The sequence below is a fragment of the Algoriphagus iocasae genome (assembly GCF_014206875.1).
Taxonomy (GTDB): Bacteria; Bacteroidota; Bacteroidia; order Cytophagales; family Cyclobacteriaceae; genus Algoriphagus; species Algoriphagus iocasae.
This window is the reverse complement of record NZ_JACIJO010000003.1, coordinates 869,835-892,270: the sequence shown is the minus strand read 5'-3', so window position 1 is coordinate 892,270 and position 22,436 is coordinate 869,835. Positions and strand designations below refer to the sequence as shown.

Sequence of the window (22,436 nt, the reverse complement as noted above, 5' to 3'; positions counted from 1 at the left end):
TGATAACTTGAAACTTGCTGCAGTAGATATCGGGTCCAATGCCATTCGGATGCAAATCACGAAGGTGACGTTTTACGACGGTTCCTATAATTTTAAAAAGGTAGAATATTTAAGATTTCCCCTTCGACTTGGTTTGGATGTCTTTCATACTCAGAAAATCAGTGATTTAAATAGGCGAAAATTCATCAAGCTGATGAAAGCTTTTAAAATTCTGATTGATCTCTATGAGGTGGATGATTACATGGCTTGTGCTACCTCTGCAATGAGAGAAAGTATGAATGGAAAAGACATCGTTCAGGAAGTAAAAGAAGAAATCGGACTAAAAATCAACATCATCGATGGAAACAGGGAAGCCGAACTGATCAATAAATCTTTACTAAGGTTGATTGATGAAAGAGCATATTTACATATTGATGTAGGAGGTGGAAGTACAGAATTAAACATTTACCAAAACAAGGTAAAAACTGCATCAAAATCATTTCAAATAGGTTCTGTCAGGGCGCTGGAAGACAAAGTTCAAGAACCTGTCTGGCAGTCAATGAGGAAGTTTATAGAAAAGAATGTTTCTCCCAAAGCAAGAATAATTTCCATAGGAACCGGTGGAAACATTAGTAAGATCTTTGAACTTTCAGGTCCTAAAACAACCAGAAAATATCTGGACTCCGCTAAGATTGAGGAGACCTTACATAAACTAGAAAGCTTTTCTTTTGAAGAAAGAGTAAATAAACTCAACCTAAATGAAGATCGTGCCGATGTGATTATTCCCGCTGGGAAAATTTATCTGCGTGCCATGGAAATGGCTAATTCCCAAAAAATCCTAGTTCCTGACTTGGGATTAAAAGATGGTATGATGCAGGTACTTTTCGAAAGAAGAAAAACCCTTTGAAATAAAAAAGCCGAAGAGATCAGTAATTGATTCTTCGGCTTTTGGTTTTACCTCTGAAAGTGTCCAAAACTTAAGAGGTTATACGTTTTTCAGGATTCAACTAATTGGACCTGGCTTACTTGTTCCGGATCCAAGTTGAAAAACTCCTTATGAACATTGAATTCTTCCTCATCCCCAACTGGTGATTTTGCTACATAAGTACCATCTTCTTGCATCACGTAGGCATTGACATTGTCACGTAGATTGTATGCCAATATATTCATCAACTGCTTCTCGAGAAGCGGAGATTCTACTTTAAATAAAGATTCCAATCGCTTGTCAAAACTTCTTACCATCATATCAGCGCTACCTGCATAAGTTCTGGTGTCGCCATTATTATGGAAATGATAGATCCTCGAATGCTCTAAGAAATCCCCAACAATAGAAATGATTTCTATTTTGTCACTTAAGCCCATTCGCTGAGGTCTCAAACAACAAATTCCTCTTACAATCACTTTAATTGTGACGCCCGACTGGGAAGCACGATACAAAGCATAGATGATTTCGGAATCCTCAAGAGAGTTAACCTTGATAAAAATCCCGCTTGGAAGCCCATTTCTGGCATTATCAGCCTCATCCTCAATATATTGAATAAGCTGATTCCTCATGTCTCTTGGCGCTGTAATCAAATTCTTGTATTGAGTCGGCATGCTATGGCCGGTGATTACATTAAAGAATTCAGAAACATCATTTGCCAAAGTTTCATTGGTAGTAAGCAAGCCAATATCAGTATAAAGCCTGGCAGTGTCCTCGTTGTAATTTCCCGAACCTAGGTGAACGAACCTGGTAATTTCACTCGCATCCTTCTTCACAATCAGAAGAAGTTTGGTATGTGTTTTCAGATGAGTGATACCATAAATTACAAAGCAACCTGCTTTTTGAAGTCGTTTTGCTTCTCGTATGTTATTCTCTTCATCAAATCTGGCCTTCACTTCGAAAAGAACAGAAACGTGTTTTCCGTTTTCTGCTGCTTTCAGCAAAGCTTTGGTAATCTGACTATCCTTTGCCAAACGATAAATCGTCATTTTGATGGCCATCACATCTGGATCTTCAGCCGCTTTATTGATCAGATCTAATATCGAATCAATATTATTGTACGGATGATGCAGAAGAATATCCTTCTCTTTAAGCGTTTCAAAAATATCCGCTCTTCCAATTTCAGGATAAGACAAAGGACTCACCGGAGGATGAACCTGTGGTAATCGCTCACGGAATTTTTTATTCCCAACGATCTGCCACATCCCAGTGAAATCAATCATACTGGCTCTTTTGATAAGGAAAACAGAATCCATTTTCAGGTTCCATCTCTCCAAAAGAGAGTTGAGCATCCATTTGCTATATCCTTCTTCTATTTCAATTCGTACTACCCTACCCGTCTTTCTTTCCATCAATTTTCGCTTCACTTCTTCGAGGAAGTTAGCATCCATATCTTCGGATTCTTCAAGGGTAAAATCTCCGTTTCTTGTAATCCTGAATAAACTGATTCCTTCAATTTCAACATTTCTAAAAAGAGAAACGATGTGTTCACGAATCACTTCTTCAATAGGAATCAAAAGCAAGGAATTCTCTCTTTCGATTTCAAAAAACCTAGGAATGTTTGACGGAATCTGGACGAAACTCAATTTTTTCATATCCTTTCGCTCTCCAGGACTGGTCGTAACCACTCCAAAAACCAAAAGTTTATTCATCAAAATTGGGAAGGTACGATACCCATCATACACCATTGGTGTCAACATTGGGTAAATCGCTTTTTCGAAATAGTCCTGAACTTTCTGTTTTTCAACATCAGTCAATTTCGACAGATTGTAAAGGGAAACACCTTCTTTGTCAAGTCCTGGAAGGATCACCTTGGTAAAATGATCATGCTGATCTTTATGAAAGGCCTGACAATCACTCATCAGTTTATTTTTGAAAGGCTCTTCTCGCAAACCTGAATAATCCACGCGCTCCTTATCGTAATCAAGGTAATTATATAAAGAACCTACCCTGATCATAAAAAACTCATCCAGATTAGAAGCTGTAATTGCTAGAAATTTCAGCTTTTCAAAAATAGTCCGGTGCTCTTTTTTCGATTGATCCAGTACCCTTTCATTAAACTTCAGCCAGCTCAGGTCTCTGCTGACCAAATCACTTTTTTGGATAATAGATTCGTATTTATCTTTCAATGCCAGTTTCATAAAAGCTCATATTTGGGATGGCAATTTAAAATTCCTTTATCAATCGGTATTTCATCAATTTGTTAAAGAATTAAAAAAAGGGGCACATAGGCCCCTTTTAATATTTCAAAATAGCCTTAAGTATCAATTTTAGCGTATTTCGCATTCTTTTCGATGAACTCTCTTCTTGGTGCCACTTCATCTCCCATCAGCATGCTGAACAAATGATCTGCTTCTGCAGCCGAATCAATTGTCACTTGCTTGATCGTTCTGACACTTGGATCCATCGTGGTTGTCCAAAGCTGCTCTGGGTTCATTTCCCCAAGACCCTTGTATCGTTGAATTCCTACACTATCTTCTTTACCGTCTTTTGCCATTTCCTTGGTCAAGATCTTACGCTCTTCCTCAGTCCAGCAATATCTTTCATCTTTTCCTCTCTTCAATAAATAAAGAGGTGGCAATGCGATATAGACATATCCGTTCTCGATTAGCGTTCTCATGTATCTAAAGAACAATGTCAAAATCAAAGTTCGAATGTGAGAACCATCAATATCAGCATCCGTCATGATGATAATTTTATGATATCGAAGATTGGATAGATCTAGCTCTTTGTCATCATTGACAGTTCCGAATTTCACCCCTAAAGCGGTAAGGATGTTCTTGATTTCGTCGTTGTCATAAATTTTATGCTCATGAGCTTTTTCCACATTAAGGATTTTTCCTTTTAGTGGTAAAATAGCCTGGAAATCTCTATCTCTTCCCTGTTTGGCAGATCCACCTGCAGAGTCCCCTTCGACAAGGTACAATTCACAAACGGTTGGATCAGAATTGGCACAATCTGCTAGCTTTCCTGGCAAACCTCCGCCTCCCAAGACATTTTTACGCTGAACCATTTCACGTGCTTTTCTAGCAGCGTGACGTGCTTGAGCGGCCAAAATCACTTTACCAACAATGATTTTAGCTTCTTTTGGATGCTCTTCTAGCCATGATTGCAATGTTTCAGATACAGCTGAATCAACCGCTCCCACTACATCAGAGTTACCAAGTTTCGTTTTGGTCTGACCTTCAAATTGAGGTTCTGCAACTTTCACAGAAATTACAGCAGTCAAACCTTCACGGAAATCATCACCGGAAACTTCGATTTTCAACTTATCAAGCATACCGGATTTATCAGCATAAGACTTCAACGTTCTTGTCAAAGCTCTTCTAAATCCAGTTACGTGAGTTCCACCTTCATACGTATTGATGGTATTCACATATGAAACCACATTCTCAGTGTATGAGGTATTGTAATTCATTGCAACCTGAACAGGCACAGAATTAATTTCTCCCTCGATGTAAATAGGTTCCTCGATAATTTTCTCTCTGGTACTGTCCAAGTACTGAACAAATTCTACCAATCCTCCTTCAGAGAAAAACTCATCTGATCTTGGATTTCCATCTTCCTCGATCTCTCTTAGGTCCTTCAAGAAAATCCTGATCCCAGCATTTAGGAAAGACATTTCCCTTAGACGATTGGCAATCGTTTCGTACTTGAATTCAGTTTGGGTAAAAATGGAAGCATCAGGCTTGAAATGAATCATTGTACCTCTCTTATCCGTCTTGCCAACTTGCTTGGCTGGATATTGTGGAACACCGATTTTAAATTCCTGTTCTGTGATTACGCCATCTCTAAAAACTGTTGCTTTCAAATCTGTAGAAAGTGCATTCACGCAGGAAACACCCACACCGTGCAATCCGCCAGAAACCTTATAGGTATCCTTATCGAATTTACCACCTGCGTGGAGCACGGTCAATACTACTTCCAAAGCAGATTTTTGCTCTTTTTCGTGCCAATCAGTCGGAATACCACGACCATTATCTTCTACGGTAATGGAATTATCCTCGTTGACAGTCACATGAATCGTATCACAATGCCCTGCCAGCGCTTCATCAATGGAGTTATCTACAACTTCCCAAATCAGGTGGTGGAGTCCTTTGATACCGACATCGCCGATATACATGGCAGGCCTTTTACGGACTGCTTCCAAACCTTCCAATACTTGGATATTACCTGCACCGTAATTTGCGGGTTTATTAGCTTTTTCTTCACTCATATTTTCTGGAGAAAACCCTCAATAAGGGCCATAGAAAGGTGATTTTGTGTTCATTTAAAGAATACGCAAGATAGAAAAAAAATGTGACTTAACCCAGCTTTTTCCTTACACCAAAATGCCTCTTGCGAAGGTTTTATAGTTAGTTGTTTAGTCCCTGATTTTCAGTACTGTCCAGTGTTTATCATCACTAGAGTACATCCATTGATACAAGATACTCCTTGAGATTTTGCCCGCTCCGCAAAATCGGGATTCTCAGCCCCTGGATTAAAAATGATTCTTTTAGGCTTCAAGCTCAAAAAATAATCTTCCCACTCCTTCTGATGCCCCGCATTCATATACATGGTAATGGTATGTATTTCATCAAGATTTGGCTTTTCTCTAAGTGGTAAAATCTCTTTCCCCTGGACATCTCCTTTTTTGATTCCAATCGGTAAAAATGGAAGATTCTTTCGGTTTAAAAATAATGCAGCAGTATAGGCATACCTAGATGGATCAGCGCTGGCTCCTGCTATTAATGTCAATTTATTTTCTACTACCATACACACGATCTCTCTCAAAAGTATCCATATGACGATGCTTTTTGGTTTCGTAGATGTCCGAGAGAGTGATTAATATCCCCGTTTCTTCCACTTCTCCGAATTCGTCATTCAGAGCAGTCCCAAAAGTCATCATCGTAGGAGATAAATTCATATAGGTGTTGATCAAGGGAGGAATATTCTCTCCATAAGATCTGATTCTTGTATTCAGAACTTTGTAACCTTCTTTATAATCCAGATTTTCAAATGGATTTCCATGTGAAGGCAAATCGGTTTCATACCCTAATTTCAACTCAGGCTTTGGTTTGACAAGCCCTTGTTTATCAGGGAAATAATGATTCATAAACATCAAAAGCAAATCCCTGGCTTCCCTGTTGTAATGTGGGTACATGGTTACTTTCCCAAAAAGAAACTTCACATCCGGATTTAATAACACTACTGCCCCTAAACCATCCCAAAGATTATCCAAACTGAAAATTCCTTTTCTATTGTCTATGCTCGGTTGGTATTTTGGTTGAACAAAAGACCTTCCTAATTCAATCGTATAAGGAATATAATCCTGTATAAACTGTTCAGAAAAATCAAATAGATGCGTGGTAGAAAGATTGATTGTACCATCACCATTGATGGCGGTTTTACAATTTATTAATCGATAACCAGCCACTATTTCCTCGTCCTCTGGGCTCCAGGTGATCAGCTGGTCATAGCAATTTTCACAGGTATCATTTTCGTCTAAATCCAAAGCAAGACCAGTTCCTCCTCCTGCCGCTCTAAAAGTCAATTCACGCAAACGGCCTATCTCTCTCACTATATTGGGAGAATTATGATGATTGACTAAAAAAACCAAATTATCCCCATTATTCGCATACCGCAAAAATCGGTCTGCAGTGAGTTCGGCTTTGATCAATGCCGGATCTACTGGAGGAATAATTTCTGCTTCTTTACTCATGTTTGTCCTAATTTGTAAACAATTTCTTTTATATGCTCAGACCATTGAGCGTCTGTTTTGCTGGAACCCAATTCTTGATGCTTTATTGGCTCTCCAAGATGGATTGTCACTTTTTTACCTTGCTGCTGGTACATTTCATCAGCAAGATAAAACATTTCAATATTTGCTTGAATTCCTAGTTTCTTTCTCCAATGAGCCAAATTGTAAAAAAACTTCGAATTCTTCCCATCCACAAAGCAAGGAATTATATCTTTTTTGTACTTTTTTGACTTAGTCACAAAACTTTTTTTCCAAAGTAGGTCTTTAATCCCATCGGGAAACTTCCTGGAAACCAAACCAGCCGGAAAAACCATCACCACATAATCCTTGGCATAAACCTGGTCGATATTATCCAGATTCTTTTGAGAATTCTTTCCCAATTTATTCACAGGAACAAACATGGGCTGGAAATTTTCAAAAGACATCAACAAATCATTTACCAAAAACCGGATATCCTTCCTGATTTTGCCCACAGCATACATCAAAGCTATTCCGTCAATTCCACCAAGTGGATGATTCGAAGCGATAATCACTCCACCGGTCTTAGGTATATTTTCCCCACCGATAAGTTCCACCTCGATTTTAAAATCTTCAATAACTGCATTCACAAAATCAAGCCCATTGAGATGATGAATTTTATTCATCGTAGCATTCAGCCAATCTTCGTGGATTACTTTCCTGATATAAGATATAAGAAAGCCAGGCATCCATTTCAGGAGCTTCGGATTTTTGTCTTTTATGACTTTCCTAACATCAATAAATTTATCAGACATGGATGTTATTTACTATGCTTTTTGGGGATAAACCAAGAATTAGTTAATCTATTTCCTAGAAAAATAAGTTTAAAATTAAGAAAATAAAGGTTTATTGAAGGATGCATTTTAAACTTTAGTACTAGTCCTCTGAAAACCAAGTCAGTTATTTTTTAAACGAAAATCAACTTATTTATATGAATCTTGTAATCACAGGAGGAACTTCGGGTATTGGCTTTGAAACCGTAAAATCCTTGTATCCTTCTTTTTCGAAAATCATCCTACCAGTAAGAAATCTGGAAAAGGCTCAAAACTTGATTTCACAATTTAAAGAACCTGAGAAGTTTCATTGCATCAAAATGGATCTGAGTTCTATCAAAAGTGTGGATGAAGCTGGAAAACTCATTTCTGAAACCTATCCAAAAATTGATCTCTTAATAAACAATGCCGGCGGGATGTTTCCCGGAAACAAAATCACCGAAGAAGGTCTGGATTGGACTTTTGCCGTCAATCATTTGGGGCATTTCCATCTCACTAATTTGTTGCTACCAAACATCACCAAGGGGAAAATAATCTTTCTGAGCTCTGAAGTACATAGAATCGGGAAACTAAACCCCAAGGACATTGGACTTATAAACTCAAAAAACTCTTGGTCAAAATACGGCTCTTCTAAATTTTATAACATACTCAATTCCAATTATTTGGATTCTTTTCAAAATAGTAATGAAATAGGTTTTTACTCCTTACATCCAGGAGCTGTTAGAACTTCCTTCGGTTCTGAATCAGATATCCTTTCAAAAACAATCATTTCACTTAGCAAACTGTTTTTTATCAGTGCTAAAAAAGGAGCTGAAACCACAGTATTTCTCGCGAAAACTCCCTCAGATAAATTACAATCTGGAGCTTACTATAAAAACAAAAAGCCAATTCGGCCTATTAAAGATTCTGAGGACTTACAACTGCAAAAGCAACTTTATGATTTCAGTCTTATGAAGGTGAAAGAAATCCTTTCCTGATTATTTCCTTATTTTTGCAAGCTGAAACAAAAAGGCATGCAAGAAACGATTTTATCCCTTAGCCCATCCGATTGGGCAGATTACGAACTTTTGGATACAGGAGGATTTGAAAAGCTAGAGCGATTTGGCCAGTTTATCTTAAGTCGACCTGAGCCTCAGGCTATTTGGGACAAATCCCTTCCAGATCATGAGTGGAAAAAACAAGCCCATGCCCATTTTGCGAAAGAAAAAAACAATCCTGAAAAGGGCCAATGGGAACAGTTAAAAAAGATGCCTCACAACTGGAGCATCTCTTATGAAAATAAAGAAGGACTTTCTCTGAAACTGAACCTTGCCCAAACTTCCTTTAAACACATCGGCTTATTTCCTGAGCAGGCAGTAAACTGGGATTATCTCTATTCTAAAATCAAAAGTAGCCCAGTTGCTAACCCAAAAGTTCTAAACCTTTTTGCATACACTGGAGCTGCATCGGTCGCTGCAAGAGCCGCAGGTGCAGAAGTTACCCACCTTGACTCCGTGAAGCAGGTTGTGACTTGGTCCAGACACAATATGGAGTCTTCCGGTTTGGAAGGAATCCGATGGATCGTCGATGATGCGATGAAATTCATCAAAAGAGAAGCACGTAGAGGCAATAAATACCAAGGAATTATTTTGGATCCTCCTGCTTATGGACGAGGTCCAGACGGTGAAAAATGGGTTCTTGAGGAGCAAATCAATGAAATGCTTAAAGTCTGTGCCGAAATTCTGGATCCAGAGAATCATTTCCTTTTGCTGAACATGTACTCTTTGAGTTTCTCTTCCTTGATTGCCACCAACCTGATCAAGACAAATTTCAAAAATGTAAGAAACGCAGAACATGGAGAACTTTACCTCAATGATTCCTTTGACAAAAAACTTCCACTAGGGATTTTTTACCGTTTCTCGAGCTATTGATTACCCTTTAAAATGAATAACCGCCAACTATTTCTCCAGCATTTAGCACAAACGACAGATTTTCCATTGATGATTGAAGTGGAAAAAGCAGAAGGTATTTACCTTTTTGGTCCAAAAGGCGAAAAATACATCGATCTGATTTCTGGAATTGGCGTGAGCAATGTTGGACATAGACATCCGAAGGTCTTGGAAGCAATCCAGACACAATTGGATAAATACATGCATCTCATGGTCTATGGAGAATATGTTCAAAGCCCACAGACTGAATTGGCAAAAGCTATTTGCAACACACTGCCTTCCACTTTAGACAACGTGTATTTGGTAAATAGTGGATCGGAGGCAGTAGAAGGAGCATTGAAACTGGCAAAAAGACATACCGGAAAAAGAAACCTAATTTCATGTGTGAATGCCTATCATGGGAGTTCCCATGGCGCTTTGAGTGTAGGAGGAAATGAAATTTTTAAAAGAGCCTATCGACCTCTGCTCCCCGGAGTCAGCAATATTCGGTATGGAGTTCTTGAAGATCTAGCACTCATCGACAATGAAACAGCTGCTGTCATCATGGAGACCATTCAAGGTGAAGCTGGTATCAGAGTTGCCACAAAAGATTATTTCAAAGCACTTCGGGAAAAATGTGATGAAACTGGGACTTTGTTGATTTTGGATGAAATACAATGTGGTTTTGGGCGAACAGGAAAATTCTGGGCATTTGAGCATTTTGAGATTGTTCCAGACATGATCGTTTGTGCCAAAGGAATGGGTGGTGGCATGCCTATCGGTGCATTCATCGCCAATAAAGAAGTGATGGGAGCTTTCAAAAACAATCCACTTCTTGGTCATATTACCACATTTGGTGGTCATCCCGTTTCTGCTGCTGCTAGTATTGCTACTATAGAAATCCTACAGAAAGAGTCTTTGATCGATCAAGTTGAGAGCAAAGCAAATCTGATCAAATCACTATTGGTACATCCAAAAATCAAAGGAATCAGAAATAAAGGATTGATGATGGCTGTGGAGTTTGGCTCTTTCGATGAGCTGAAACCAATTATTGACCGAGCCATAGAATTAGGCGTCATTACAGATTGGTTTCTGTTTTGTGACGATTCTATGCGAATCGCCCCTCCCTTAACAATTACCGAGGACGAAATCCGTGAATCCTGTTCTATAATATTACAGGCAATTAAGGAAGTAAGTGGAGATTTGAAATAAGGGCTTATAAAATCCCTTTTTCTGGGTGTCTTCCGGTTACAGTTCTTCCGAAGACTTTCATTTCTTCAATCTGCTCATCCATGTTTCCATTAGGGTAAATGCATGGACCAATTCCGGCTTCTTTCTTTTTGTAATCAAGGTATCCTACTACTACCGGTACATCAGCTCCAAGAGCAATATGGTAAAATCCGGATTTCCACTTTTTAACCTGGGATCTAGTACCCTCTGGTGTCACCATGATCACTAACTCATCCCGCTCTTTGAGCATGGAAATCATCGCTTCGGTATAGGTCTGCTTTCTACCGCCAGGAATACGCTTTCTGTCAATAGCAATGGCACCCAATCCAGAAAGCAACCAACCCAGCGGTCCCACCATCACCTCTTTTTTTATGGTAAACCTAACAGGAATGTCCATTAAGAAAAATGCTGCTCTCGCATACAAAATATCCCAGTTGGAAGTATGAGGAATTGCAATCAATACTGCCTTCTTTAAGCCTTCAGGCCAATTGGCATTTAAGGACCAGCCAGAAATCCAGAAAACAAACCGAGACAACAACTTCATCATAATCTTACTTTTTCTTTTCGCTTGTTGAGAGTTCCAAAATTGCAGGATTTTCATCAATAAATTGCGATACTCGATCGTATCCTGCCTGAAATAATTCAGGGGCTTTCTTGATATCAAAGACTCCGTACTTTCCTAGACCAGGGGATTCAATGAAAAAATCACATTTAGATTTCCTGCTATAGACATTGGAATTCATGGCCATAATCACAGATCTTTCTATCAGACTCTTCATATTTCTGATATTACTTTCCTCTGGAAGTTGGTTACAGTTGACACCGATGACATAGTCACAAAAACCCTCCAATGGCTCCACAGGCAGATTATTTAATACGCCTCCGTCAATATATTGGGAATTATTGATCACAATAGGGTCAAACATTCCGGGAATACAGGAGGATGCCAAAATAGGATTGATCAACTCCCCTTCTGAAAAATAGACAACTTTTCCTTTTTTGATGTCAGTAGCTGCAACAGTCAAAGGGATTTTCAAATCATTAAAACTATTATGCTTTAAATACAACTTGAATAAATCTCCAACAGAATTCATTTTAAGAATCCCTGTCAAAGAAATCGCAGGTCGCATAAACTTAAAATAATTCGTTTCTACGATGATTTTTAAAACTTCCTCGGGTTTATATCCATCACAATACATTGCTCCGGCAATCGCTCCAGCTGAAGTTCCGCTGACTTTTGTGGGGAAAATCCCTGCATCATTTAAGCCTTTTAAAACACCCAAATGGGAAATTCCTCGGACACCTCCTCCAGACAAAGCTATGCCGATTTTAAGATTAGATTTCATTTAACTTAAAAGTTTGATCTAATCTAACTCCCTTTTCAGTCATTTTCACGGTACAGCATTCATTAACCGGATCATGCTCCAAAAACAGAATATATCCTTCCCTTGCAGCTTCTTCCAAAAACTTACTTTTTTCATCCATTGTCAACAATGGTCTGGTATCATAACCCATCACATACGGAATAGGAATATGTCCCACAGATGGCAACAAATCTGCAACAAATACAATAGTCTTGCCTTTATATTGAATTTTTGGAAGCATTTGTTTATCAGTATGACCGTCCACCGTGATAAAGTCAAACCCCTCGAAAAGCTGAGGTTTATTAAGATCCAAAAACCCAACTTGTCCCAACTCTTCCATCGGAAGAATATTTTCCTTTAAGAAAGAAGCTTTTTCTCTAGCGTTTGGAACAGTGGCCCAGTGCCAATGATCTTTATTTGTCCAGTAAGTGGCTCTACGAAATGTCATTTCATATTGACCATGTGAGCCATAACTCACGCCTCCACCACAATGATCAAAATGCAAGTGAGTCAAAAAGTTATCGGTGATATCTGTCGTATGAACACCCAATTTCATTAAGTTTCCTTTCAACGAATCCTCTCCATGCAGGTAATAATGGGAAAAGAACTTGGCATCTTGCTTATCCCCAATTCCATTATCAATCAGTACCACCCTATTTCCATCCACTACCAAAAGTGAGCGCATCGCCCATGTACAGAGATTGTTTTCATCTGCAGGATTGGTTCTAGACCAAAGCGTTTTCGGTACCACTCCAAACATGGCTCCCCCATCGAGTTTAAAAAAACCTGTATTGACTACGTATAAATCCATATTGCTTAGAAAGAAAAAGCCCGGTCCTTTTTAGAAGACCGGGATTTGAAGTTTTACTCTACAACTACGCCCATCGAGCAAAACTTATCGATGCGCTGTTCAATTCTTTTTTCTGGTTTGATTTTATCCAGCTCTTTCAAGGCTTTCAAAATCGTCTCCTTAAGTGTAAGAGACATTTGTTTCATGTCTTTATGAGCTCCGCCTAATGGCTCTGGAATAATATCGTCTACCAATCCATTACCTTTCATATCTTTTGCGGTAAGCTTCAGAGACTCGGCTGCCTGCTCTTTATAATCCCAACTTCTCCATAAAATAGTAGAACAGTTTTCTGGAGAGATTACAGAATACCATGAATTTTCAAGCATCATCACACGGTCTCCAATTGCAATGCCCAATGCACCACCGGATGCACCTTCACCAATAATTATACAGATGACTGGCACTTTTAGCATAAACATCTCTTTGAGGTTTCTTGCAATTGCCTCTCCTTGTCCTCTTTCTTCAGCTTCCAATCCTGGAAATGCACCTGGGGTGTCTATCAAAGTCACGATAGGCTTTCCGAATTTTTCAGCCATTTTCATCAGACGTAAAGCCTTTCTGTATCCTTCCGGATTTGCCATCCCGAAGTTTCTCATCTGACGCTGCTTGGTATTTCTACCTTTTTGCTGTCCGATAAACATCACAGATCTTCCATCTATATCTCCAAGGCCACCAACCATTGCTTTGTCATCAGCGACGGTTCTATCACCGTGAAGCTCGATAAAATCGCTTGTGATTTCGTAGATGTAATCCAAGGCATACGGTCTATCAGCATGTCTGGAAAGCTGAACACGTTGCCAGCGGGTCAAATTTTGAAACGTTTCCTTTTTCAAAGCCAGGATTTTTTCTTCTAATGATTGAATATCTGAAGTTAAATCTATGTTTCTACCCTGGGCTAAATCCTTCATTTCCTGAAGTTTCTGCTCTAAATCAGCTATAGGTTTCTCGAATTCTAATACCATTCTGGTGATTTTTTGGAAGGTTAAAGATAAGCAATATACCCCTGAGAAATAAAATTTTTACCGATTCACTTTCAAAGCCCTTGATTTTCAAGAACAATTAAATTCTGAACAAGTAAGTAAAAAACGTCTTTCATGAAAATTAATTTCAGGTGTTTTCCACAAATGGACTGAGAATACTTTAAAGATATGTGGCTAGTTTCTGTTTTATTTAATTGAAAAGTGGCTTTTCAATTTCTACAGGCAGGATTCTCTAGGATTTAATGAAAATTTATCTCCTTGAATCAGAAGTCAATACAATTTATTGAATCATTTTTTTTAATCTGTTTTTGTATTAATGATTCAAAAACCTACCTTTGCATCACTCAAAAACGAGGGGAAGTAAATAAGATACTTCAAATCCTTAATTTTGTTGAAACGGAGTGGTAGTTCAGCTGGTTAGAATGCCTGCCTGTCACGCAGGAGGTCGCGGGTTCGAGTCCCGTCCATTCCGCTTAAAATTGATGAATAAGTCATCAAATTGATTAAATAAAAATATTGGAGTGGTAGTTCAGCTGGTTAGAATGCCTGTCCCGATACATCGGGAAGGTCGCATCTTCGAAAGATTGCATGATAAGAGCTGAATGACATCGCTTAAAATTGATGAATAAGTCATCAAATTGATTAAATAAAAATATTGGAGTGGTAGTTCAGCTGGTTAGAATGCCTGCCTGTCACGCAGGAGGTCGCGGGTTCGAGTCCCGTCCATTCCGCTTAAAAGCTTCGAAGCAATTCGAGGCTTTTTTTGTTTCTGCCCATTGGAAATCCTTTCCGCAAATGGTGGAACAGAAGCAAACGCTTCCTATGAAATTGGAAGCTCCAACTTTGATGAAATCAGGATCAAGCTAAATCCAGATTATTATCCCAGTGGCAACTTTGTAATCAATGCACTAAACAATGGTGAAAATAAAGTCTATGTCAAATCAGCCATTTTCAACAAAAAAACCTTGGATGAATTTAATCTAAGACATGATCAAATCATCCAAGGTAGAGAACTGGTTTTGCAAATGAGCAACCAGTATTGATATAGATTTATGATTAATTCGCGAGAGATTTCTGCCAGTTCCAGGAATCTCTCATCGAATCTTCCAGTGAGTATTTTGGAAACCACCCCAGCACCTCATTGATTTTTTTTGTGTCAGCCCAAATCTTCACCACATCCCCTGCCCTTCGTGGACCTATTTCATAATTCAGTTTGAGATCATTTACTTTTTCAAAGGTTTCAATGATTTCCAAGACTGTATTTCCATTCCCTGTACCCACATTAAACACATCGTAAAACGGAGCATTTTTCTGGTCCAGATAGGACAATGCTTTTACATGCGCATCTGCCAAATCCATCACATGGATAAAATCTCGAACACAGCTACCATCTACTGTGTCATAGTCATTACCAAAGACAGTTATTTTCTCGCGTATCCCCGCTGCAGTTTGCGTCACAAAAGGAACCAGATTGTTTGGGGTGCCATTTGGTAATTCACCGATTTTGGAGCTAGGATGTGCTCCTACCGGATTAAAATACCTCAAGGAAACCACCCTGACATTTGCTTTACTTTTTACAAAGTCTACCAAAATATCCTCACAGATTTTCTTTGTGTTTCCATAAGGACTTTCAGCATCTTTTCTTGGAGTTTCCTCAGTCACAGGCAACTTATCCGGTTGTCCATAAACTGTACAAGAAGAAGAAAACACGATGTTTTTAATGCCCTTCTCTTGCATAAATTCCAGCAAAACAGTCAAGGATCCCACATTGTTCTGATAATATTTCAATGGCAAAACTGTACTTTCTCCCACTGCTTTAAAGGCTGCAAAATGAATAACTCCCTCTAGCGGATATTCAGCATGAATTTTCTCCAAAACTGATTTATCATTGCAATCACCCTCGAAACAAATCAGCTTTTGGCCAATAATCTCAGAAACCCGCTCGATCACACTTGGGTCAGAATTAGAGAAATCATCTAAAACTATTGGTCTATAACCAGCTTTTACCAGCTCCACCGCAGTATGCGATCCTATATATCCTGCTCCTCCGGTGATTAAAATGTTTTTCATGTACTTATAAATAAATTGTGGAGTTTCCTCTCAAATGCTAAAAATCAAAAGCTAGTAATTAAGAATTCCCCCATTTTAAATAATCATTGAATTAAATAACGAAATCACTTATTCCTGATTTCATATCATCAAAAATTTAAGGAGGTAAAACTATCCAAAACTGGGGAAATTGACCAACATTATTTAAAAATCACTGGACTAAAGTAAAAGTCCCCGTTTTAGAATCCCTACCTACATTGCCTTCCAAAGGATATTCATAATCGATTTTATAAGTATAGGTTCCTGTAGGTAAAGATCCACCTCTAAATTGTCCGTTCCATCCTTCCGAACCTGAATAAATCAATTGGCCCCAACGATCCCAAATAAACAATTGATAGGTAATTGAACAATTTGTAATTGGCTCATAATTACTTCGTACAGGATTAAAGCCAGTTGGCATTCTTACTTGGGGCTTGGATTCGCTGACTTTCCCAACTCCGGAAACTTCACAGCCATTTGCATCAGTAACAGAAACTGAAAATTCTCCCGATGACAAACCGGAAATTTTACTTCCAGTCAATCCATTTTCCCAAACAATCGAGTAAGGTCCTGTTCCTCCTTGAACCTTTACTTCTAAAACACCATCTGCTCCGCCTGGGCAACCTGGGTTTTCCTCAATAAATGAAAGTTCCAATGGATCGGGTCCTTTGATTTCACCCTCATAAATCAAACTACATCCTCGTGAATCAACTATGCTGTGCGAAAAAACTCCTTTTGCTACCCCAGAAACCTGAAGAAATTCTCCATCCCATTTAGAGTCCATTCCTTCCACTTCATACGGGGCAGTACCTCCTACTACTTTCACTCGATATGAGCCATCAGTTTGGTCGGAGCAACTCACATCCTCAGAAATTATCGTTCCTACAACTTCTATGGGATCTAAATCATCAAGTGAAATAGATAAAGTTTCTTCTCCACAACCAGATAAATCGACAACTGTCACCTCATAAGTACCTGATGATAATCCAAAGGCTGAATAAGATTCAAGATTAGGATCATGGGACCATTTTACTTCATACCATCCCGAACCTCCTGATGGCTCAATTTTTATAATGCCGTTAGTTTCACTTGGGCAAGCCGGTGACAGCTTATCCATAAGTTCCAGCTTAAACTCCGAAAAAATAGCCACCTCTAAGATTTCTGATGATCCTGAGCATAATGCATTGTCTTTTGAGGTTGATTCATAGAATATACTCCTCTCTGAAGCATCAAAATCCCAAACAACGGAAACCTTTTCTGTTCCTTGTCCTTGAGATATTGACCCCCCGGTAACTACCCAATTGTATTGATTTCGCTCTGAAGGAAAAGGAACTTCATAATCCAATCCCATCGATTGAATCCCACATATTCCATCAGGACCTAAAGGCAAATCAGGCTCATAATTATCTGAAATAATCACTTGAATCTCTTGGATTTCACCATCACAGCCATTTTCTGCAAGTGGAATTGCCCTGACAAAACCATTGGAAGTAGGTTGATCCCATTTGATGGTTATGGTGGAATCGGTGCTGACCAATTCGGTACCATTTTCCACTTCCCAAATTACCTTTTCAAAGTTTTTCGTTTTAGTAAAAGTATAAGTGACTTCATCCTCATTTGGACAAACAGCACTTGGTCCGATCAATTCCCCTTCAATTTTTTTGACCTCCACTTCAAAAGTGAATTCTTCTTCACTATCACAACTTCCATCTCCCGTAGATGCAATTACCAAAACCTCAAAAATCCCTTCATCTGTAAAAGTATGTGCTACTTCCTGTCCTTCTTGAAGATCGGTTTCATCCCCAAAATCCCAAGTAAAGGAGGTGAATTTTGGGACATCAGGTATTATTTTCCAAACACCTTCTTTATTATAGCAAGCTACCTTCTCTCCCTCCACCTCAAATTCATACGTCGTCTCCGTTTCAAATTGGACATTTTCCAAACTTGCTCCCATGGCATAACCATAAGATTCGATAAAGCCTGATCCATAGGCATAGCCAATAAATCCTTCGGGATTAGAAACTGAATTGACACCTCCCTGTACTTCAATCTGGGCATATTCAAAGCCGGAATTTCCCGGAACAGGCTTGAAATTCAAACCTACATTTTGTCCATTTAAAATCGTTTGATCTGCAAATCCACTAGGCACGATCAGATTGACAAAATGCCTTTCTATTTCTGTTTCTGGAGCCGAAGAGAAAACAAGGGATTTTAATCTTTGTTCGTTTGCGCTATAGGTAATCATCGCAGGATCACCAAGAGCTGTATAAGCAGTGCTTTTTGCGTTGCAGGCCTGGCTTTTTGCTAAGCCTGTGACCGCAGTTGGTTTTGAGGTTTCTATGGAAACCACTTCATCAGTACCGAATTCCAATTTCAGAAACTTCCCAGCATTCAGTGTACCGACTGAATTTCCATTAACTCTTACATCAGTTCCATTTTCATAAGCCAAAACTTTGACTATTTCCCCTGAAGATCTATCAGCCAAGGGGACATGAATGTATGATTTTCCCCATGCTTTGATCGGGTATGTCTGCTGAAACAAATGATCCCCAGTCGTACCGCAATCTCCAACGCTGGTCAGTTTATTTCCACCAAAAACAGCCACATTTTTACAGTCCCCATCTGTTCCATTCAGAACTCTCACTCTCGAACCGGTCAAATCACCTATTGCTTTCACCTGATAACTTTCCCCAGCATTCAGGGTAATGTTCATAGGGGCATTAGCCGGAACTGTGTGAACGGTCCCTGAAGAAGCAATGATTTCCAGCTGAGTATTATCTTCTACAGCTACCACAAGTAGGGTACTTTCAAAATTATTATTCCCCCCAGGATCTTGCCCAGCTCCAAAAACATCTGCATGAGCTGTCACATAATAATCTTTGCCAAGTGAATTGATTGGTAAGATCACTGTGCCGTCACCACTTCGCTGTCGATGATTAAATGCATGGACAGCTATTTCACCACTTGAATTGATGTAAATGCTTTTTTTCTCTTTTTCTCCTGAAGTACGATGGATAAATTCACCTCCAAACTCATGAACAAATTGCTCTCCTGCCTGAATAGAAAATGGGATGTTAATGTTGCCAGCCTGGATAAAACCTTCACTATCTTCATTTGCAGAGATAATGATGACTGCCACATCCGGTTGATTGTCTCTTCGGTAATTTTCCATGAAACCCACGTAAAATTCCTTTCCGATAGTACTCAATTGGGCAAAAGAATGGAAGCTCACAAAAAATAGTGTCAGCATTGCTAATAAGACTTTCCGAAACCTCAATTCTTTCATTCTTTTCAACTCATCTTATCAATGCAAATGCTCCTCGTTTTTCTAATGTGGTCATTTCCCCATCCAAAGGAAATGAATATTGAATTAAATAAGTATAGGATCCAGTAGGTGCTAATTCTCCTGAAACTGAACCATCCCAACCTGAAGGCCCTGAATAAATCAATTGCCCCCATCGGTTAAAAATCCAAAGCTCAAACTGAATCTCACAGTTTGAAACTCCCATAAACAACTCCTCTTCATTTCCTGTAACAAATCCCGTTGGCATTCTCACTTCTGGCGCTACTTCTTTTACAATTCCTACTCCCAAACTGATACAACCCTGACTATCTGTTACAGATATATTATAATTTCCTTTTGGCACTCCAATCAATTGATTTCCAACCCCCAAAGGATCCTCCCAAGAATAAATATAGGGTTCAGCGCCACCTTCCGGAAATGCGAATAACTCACCATTACTCCCACCTGGGCAAGCAGGCTTTTCTAGCCTAACTTCCACCTCCACAGCAGGTGGAGATGTTATTTCAAAACTTATAGGCAAAACGCATCCATTAGAATCCACAATTTCCCAGTCATAAACTCCCTGAGCCATGTCTTTGTAATCCAAAACCCCAGAAAATGTTTGATTCCCTTCAAAATCAAATGAGTAGGGAGCAACTCCTCCTGTAAGAATCAAATTCAAAGTACCGTCTTCTTTTCCATAGCAGCTTGTTCCTTCAGTAGAAATTGAAACTACTTCCAATTTTGCAGGCTCCTCAATTTCAATTTCTTCCATTCTAGCCACGCATCCATTTTGATCTAAAACCTCAACAGTATATAAACCGGCTTTTAAACCAGTAGCGTTCAAGGATTTCAAAGTAGGATCATGTTCCCATTTGATTTCAAAAGGCTCCACCCCACCGATAATTTCAAGTTCAATTTCTCCAGAGCTACCACCAAAGCAGGTTCCGGACTCCAATCGCTTCATTTTGATTTCAAATAACTCCGAGACCTTTACTTTCAAAGGAGGAGAATCCCCAGAGCAGGATTGATCGATTATGCTGGATACAGTATAGTTTATCTCACCTTCGACACCAGGTTGATCCCAACTCACTTCAACAGTTCCTTCTTCTGGATTGCCAATGATGGTTCCTCCAGAAATATTCCAATCGTATTTCCTACCAGGAATCACTTCAGGCACAGAATACAAATGAGTGATTTCCGGATCAAAACAAACCTGTTCTGAGCCTGTTGGGATTTCCGCTACCAACTGTAAGTTGATGGTCACATCCAGTTTGATCGAATCAGCTGGACAACCATTGGAGGTAAAAGGAACAGCAATTATTTGAGCAGATGGATTGGTTGGTCCCCAGTTCACCAAAACAGAATCACCATAATTTTCAACGATCTCTCCCCCGATTACTGAGAAATCAATTTTAGCAATCCCAGCTGTATCATTTAGCTTATAAATCAATTCCTCCACATCAGGACATACACTGGTTAAACCCAGTATTTCAAAATCACCTTCCAGTTCGACAACCTCTACTTCAAAAGTGATTTCTTCTTGCTCCTCACAAGAATTGGGACTTATCGAAGCTTTCACCAAAACCTCATAGATACCTGGCTTTTCATAAATCTGTTGAACCTCCTTCCCAATTTTCACATCAGACCCATCACCAAAATCCCATTCAAAATAGGTGTAATTCGGATTTTCTGAGTTGATCAACCAAGTTCCTTCTTGATTTAAACAGGCAACTTGATCTCCTTCCACTTCAAAATCATAAGAAGCTTCCGTCTCAAAATTCAAGTTATCCAGAGCTGCTCCCACTGCGAAACCATAGGATTCTAAAAACCCAAATCCATATACATACCCTATAAAACCTTCGGAATTTGTTAATTGATGAACTCCCTCTGGAATTATAATCCTAGCAAATGAAAAATTAGGATCACCAGGAACAGGAGAAAATCGATTACCCAAGTTTTGCCCGTCTAAAATCGTAAGGTTCTCTGTTCCCTTCTTTACCACCAAATTCAAATAATGGTTGACAATAGATGGAAGGTTTAAAGCATTAAACCGGATTTCTTTTAGCAATTGCTCACTGGGACTGTAAGAAATCATAAATGGATCTCCATTTTGAAAGTTTGCGTCTCCTGGATTATTACATTCCTGACTTTTAGAAAATACGGTAACGCTACTTGGTTTGGATGTTTCAATTTTGGCGGATTGATCCACGCCAAACTCTAAGGTCAAATACTCGCCAGCATTGATAGTACCCCTGTTTTGTCCCGCAACAGTTACCTGGGTATTATCCTCCGAAGCGAGCACTTTTACGAGTTCCCCGGATGTTCTCCCTGCAAGAGCCACATGGACAAAGGAAGTTCCCCAACTGCTAGTTGGATATGTTTGCTGAAATAAATTATCAGGAGCACCACCACAATCCCCGACTGTGGTCCATTTATTTCCTCCGAAAACAGCAATTTTCTTACAGTTATCCGAGTTTTCATCAAGCACCCGAACTCTTGTCCCGGTTAAATCTGCTTTTGCTTTTAATTGATAACTCTGCCCTCGATTTAGGGTAATAGTAAATGGAATTTGGGCAATTTGCCCACCGTAAGAATTGACAGAGGTAGTGATCTCCACTTCCGTATCATCTTCTGTTGCCACTACTAGCAGCTGGCTTTCATCATTATTATTTGCATCAAAGGAAACGGGAGTAGTTAGAAACTCATAATGAGAAGTGACATAATAATCTCTCCCTAAAGCTCCCAAAGGCAAAACAACCGTTCCATCAGCAGAACGGAAACGTTCATTAAATGCATAGACTGCAATTTTTCCGTTTGAACTTATATAAATTCCTTTGTTCTCGATCTGACCAGTATTTCTATGAAGCATATCCAGATCAGTCGAAGGAATAATATGGGTAAATTGTTGTCCTTGAGACAAAGAAAAAGGCACTGTTCTACCACGATATTCTATTACCCCAACAGCATCTTCATTGGCAGAAATCACGATGACAGCCTGATCAGGTGCGTCTGGCAAAATCCTGTTATTATCCATAAAACCCAACCAAAACTCCTTTCCCACAGTGGAGAGTTGGGCTTGAGCCTGCTGAAAGAAGCAAAGGCAACAAAAAAGAAATAAAAAACCGTGTAAAATTTTACGCATAGAATCCCAGTTGGGCTTTAATCTTTCAATATAAACATCCTGCGAAACAATCGTTTAAAATATCTCTTGGAGCGGTAGAATTCGAGTAGGAAAAGAG

At 39.2% G+C, this 22,436-nt stretch carries 17 protein-coding genes and 2 tRNA genes; 7 read left to right on the top strand and 12 right to left on the bottom strand.

Annotated elements, in window-relative coordinates; translation table 11 throughout:
* Nucleotides 1–7: 7 nt before the first annotated feature.
* Complete coding sequence (locus tag FHS59_RS17945) at nt 8–886, top strand: Ppx/GppA phosphatase family protein (RefSeq protein ID WP_184496745.1); 879 nt, start codon at nt 8–10, stop codon at nt 884–886.
* Between the two features lie 89 nt (nt 887–975).
* On the opposite strand, the gene ppk1 is transcribed toward FHS59_RS17945, so the two are convergent.
* The 5 genes from ppk1 to FHS59_RS17920 all read right to left on the bottom strand — a co-directional run bounded on the left by ppk1 (nt 976) and on the right by FHS59_RS17920 (nt 7,474).
* The gene (ppk1, locus tag FHS59_RS17940; RefSeq protein WP_184496744.1) at nt 976–3,102 is read right to left on the bottom strand and encodes a polyphosphate kinase 1; all 2,127 of its coding nucleotides are present in this window, start codon (nt 3,100–3,102) and stop codon (nt 976–978) included.
* Between the two features lie 116 nt (nt 3,103–3,218).
* On the bottom strand, nt 3,219–5,177 hold the full coding sequence (gene gyrB, locus FHS59_RS17935) for a DNA topoisomerase (ATP-hydrolyzing) subunit B (protein ID WP_184496743.1): 1,959 nt from the start codon (nt 5,175–5,177) through the stop codon (nt 3,219–3,221).
* Nucleotides 5,178–5,338: 161 nt separating this feature from the next.
* Nucleotides 5,339–5,716, bottom strand: a complete 378-nt coding sequence (locus tag FHS59_RS17930; RefSeq protein WP_184496742.1) for a CoA-binding protein — start codon at nt 5,714–5,716, stop codon at nt 5,339–5,341.
* Nucleotides 5,700–6,662 carry a GNAT family N-acetyltransferase gene (locus tag FHS59_RS17925; RefSeq protein WP_184496741.1) on the bottom strand — a complete coding sequence of 321 codons (963 nt, stop codon included), beginning with the start codon at nt 6,660–6,662 and terminating at the stop codon, nt 5,700–5,702. The genes FHS59_RS17930 and FHS59_RS17925 overlap by 17 nt, the downstream gene beginning before the upstream one ends.
* Nucleotides 6,659–7,474, bottom strand: a complete 816-nt coding sequence (locus FHS59_RS17920; RefSeq protein ID WP_184496740.1) for a 1-acyl-sn-glycerol-3-phosphate acyltransferase — start codon at nt 7,472–7,474, stop codon at nt 6,659–6,661. The genes FHS59_RS17925 and FHS59_RS17920 overlap by 4 nt, the downstream gene beginning before the upstream one ends.
* Before the next feature lie 176 nt (nt 7,475–7,650).
* Between FHS59_RS17920 and FHS59_RS17915 the strand changes: the two genes are divergently transcribed.
* The 3 genes from FHS59_RS17915 to FHS59_RS17905 are packed head-to-tail and all read left to right on the top strand — an operon-like array spanning nt 7,651 to nt 10,611.
* Nucleotides 7,651–8,469, top strand: coding sequence for an SDR family NAD(P)-dependent oxidoreductase (locus FHS59_RS17915; RefSeq protein WP_184496739.1), 819 nt, complete (start codon nt 7,651–7,653; stop codon nt 8,467–8,469).
* A 36-nt stretch (nt 8,470–8,505) separates the two neighbouring features.
* Complete coding sequence (locus FHS59_RS17910) at nt 8,506–9,402, top strand: class I SAM-dependent methyltransferase (protein ID WP_184496738.1); 897 nt, start codon at nt 8,506–8,508, stop codon at nt 9,400–9,402.
* Nucleotides 9,403–9,414: 12 nt separating this feature from the next.
* A complete protein-coding gene (locus FHS59_RS17905; RefSeq protein ID WP_184496737.1) occupies nt 9,415–10,611 on the top strand; it encodes an aspartate aminotransferase family protein in 1,197 nt (398 codons plus the stop codon).
* Between the two features lie 4 nt (nt 10,612–10,615).
* Here FHS59_RS17905 and FHS59_RS17900 read toward each other — a convergent pair whose 3' ends face one another.
* Genes FHS59_RS17900 through FHS59_RS17885 form a run of 4 tightly spaced genes read right to left on the bottom strand, consistent with a single transcriptional unit; the run spans nt 10,616 to nt 13,805 of the window.
* A complete protein-coding gene (locus FHS59_RS17900) occupies nt 10,616–11,176 on the bottom strand; it encodes a 1-acyl-sn-glycerol-3-phosphate acyltransferase (protein ID WP_184496736.1) in 561 nt (186 codons plus the stop codon).
* Between the two features lie 4 nt (nt 11,177–11,180).
* Nucleotides 11,181–11,975, bottom strand: coding sequence for a patatin-like phospholipase family protein (locus FHS59_RS17895; RefSeq protein WP_184496735.1), 795 nt, complete (start codon nt 11,973–11,975; stop codon nt 11,181–11,183).
* Nucleotides 11,965–12,804: an MBL fold metallo-hydrolase gene (locus FHS59_RS17890; protein ID WP_184496734.1), complete on the bottom strand. Its 840-nt coding sequence runs from the start codon at nt 12,802–12,804 to the stop codon at nt 11,965–11,967. Before FHS59_RS17890 ends, FHS59_RS17895 begins: the two co-directional genes overlap by 11 nt.
* Before the next feature lie 53 nt (nt 12,805–12,857).
* Nucleotides 12,858–13,805 carry an acetyl-CoA carboxylase carboxyltransferase subunit alpha gene (locus FHS59_RS17885; RefSeq protein ID WP_184496733.1) on the bottom strand — a complete coding sequence of 316 codons (948 nt, stop codon included), beginning with the start codon at nt 13,803–13,805 and terminating at the stop codon, nt 12,858–12,860.
* Between the two features lie 416 nt (nt 13,806–14,221).
* Here FHS59_RS17885 and FHS59_RS17880 point away from each other — a divergent pair.
* From FHS59_RS17880 to FHS59_RS17870, 3 genes are all read left to right on the top strand, one after another.
* Nucleotides 14,222–14,295: transfer RNA gene (locus FHS59_RS17880), tRNA-Asp, on the top strand.
* A 185-nt stretch (nt 14,296–14,480) separates the two neighbouring features.
* Nucleotides 14,481–14,554 (top strand) — tRNA-Asp (locus FHS59_RS17875).
* Between the two features lie 45 nt (nt 14,555–14,599).
* Nucleotides 14,600–14,866 (top strand): glycoside hydrolase domain-containing protein, encoded by a 267-nt coding sequence (locus FHS59_RS17870; RefSeq protein WP_246388510.1) that lies wholly within the window; start codon nt 14,600–14,602, stop codon nt 14,864–14,866.
* 13 nt (nt 14,867–14,879) lie between these two features.
* Here FHS59_RS17870 and galE read toward each other — a convergent pair whose 3' ends face one another.
* The 3 genes from galE to FHS59_RS17855 form a co-directional block, all read right to left on the bottom strand.
* The gene (gene galE / locus FHS59_RS17865; RefSeq protein ID WP_184496732.1) at nt 14,880–15,893 is read right to left on the bottom strand and encodes a UDP-glucose 4-epimerase GalE; all 1,014 of its coding nucleotides are present in this window, start codon (nt 15,891–15,893) and stop codon (nt 14,880–14,882) included.
* Nucleotides 15,894–16,083: 190 nt separating this feature from the next.
* Nucleotides 16,084–19,161, bottom strand: coding sequence for a PKD domain-containing protein (locus FHS59_RS17860; RefSeq protein WP_184496731.1), 3,078 nt, complete (start codon nt 19,159–19,161; stop codon nt 16,084–16,086).
* 46 nt (nt 19,162–19,207) lie between these two features.
* Nucleotides 19,208–22,339, bottom strand: a complete 3,132-nt coding sequence (locus tag FHS59_RS17855) for a PKD domain-containing protein (protein ID WP_184496730.1) — start codon at nt 22,337–22,339, stop codon at nt 19,208–19,210.
* Nucleotides 22,340–22,436 lie beyond the last annotated feature (97 nt).

What these genes read in the sequence shown, in the direction of transcription:
- ppk1 (WP_184496744.1), bottom strand. Translation starts at nt 3,102, where the DNA reads ATGAAACTGGCATTGAAAGATAAATACGAATCTATTATCCAAAAAAGT.
- gyrB (WP_184496743.1), bottom strand. Translation starts at nt 5,177, where the DNA reads ATGAGTGAAGAAAAAGCTAATAAACCCGCAAATTACGGTGCAGGTAAT.
- FHS59_RS17930 (WP_184496742.1), bottom strand. Translation starts at nt 5,716, where the DNA reads ATGGTAGTAGAAAATAAATTGACATTAATAGCAGGAGCCAGCGCTGAT.
- FHS59_RS17925 (WP_184496741.1), bottom strand. Translation starts at nt 6,662, where the DNA reads ATGAGTAAAGAAGCAGAAATTATTCCTCCAGTAGATCCGGCATTGATC.
- FHS59_RS17920 (WP_184496740.1), bottom strand. Translation starts at nt 7,474, where the DNA reads ATGTCTGATAAATTTATTGATGTTAGGAAAGTCATAAAAGACAAAAAT.
- FHS59_RS17915 (WP_184496739.1), top strand. Translation starts at nt 7,651, where the DNA reads ATGAATCTTGTAATCACAGGAGGAACTTCGGGTATTGGCTTTGAAACC.
- FHS59_RS17910 (WP_184496738.1), top strand. Translation starts at nt 8,506, where the DNA reads ATGCAAGAAACGATTTTATCCCTTAGCCCATCCGATTGGGCAGATTAC.
- FHS59_RS17905 (WP_184496737.1), top strand. Translation starts at nt 9,415, where the DNA reads ATGAATAACCGCCAACTATTTCTCCAGCATTTAGCACAAACGACAGAT.
- FHS59_RS17900 (WP_184496736.1), bottom strand. Translation starts at nt 11,176, where the DNA reads ATGATGAAGTTGTTGTCTCGGTTTGTTTTCTGGATTTCTGGCTGGTCC.
- FHS59_RS17895 (WP_184496735.1), bottom strand. Translation starts at nt 11,975, where the DNA reads ATGAAATCTAATCTTAAAATCGGCATAGCTTTGTCTGGAGGAGGTGTC.
- FHS59_RS17890 (WP_184496734.1), bottom strand. Translation starts at nt 12,804, where the DNA reads ATGGATTTATACGTAGTCAATACAGGTTTTTTTAAACTCGATGGGGGA.
- FHS59_RS17885 (WP_184496733.1), bottom strand. Translation starts at nt 13,805, where the DNA reads ATGGTATTAGAATTCGAGAAACCTATAGCTGATTTAGAGCAGAAACTT.
- galE (WP_184496732.1), bottom strand. Translation starts at nt 15,893, where the DNA reads ATGAAAAACATTTTAATCACCGGAGGAGCAGGATATATAGGATCGCAT.
- FHS59_RS17860 (WP_184496731.1), bottom strand. Translation starts at nt 19,161, where the DNA reads ATGCTGACACTATTTTTTGTGAGCTTCCATTCTTTTGCCCAATTGAGT.
- FHS59_RS17855 (WP_184496730.1), bottom strand. Translation starts at nt 22,339, where the DNA reads ATGCGTAAAATTTTACACGGTTTTTTATTTCTTTTTTGTTGCCTTTGC.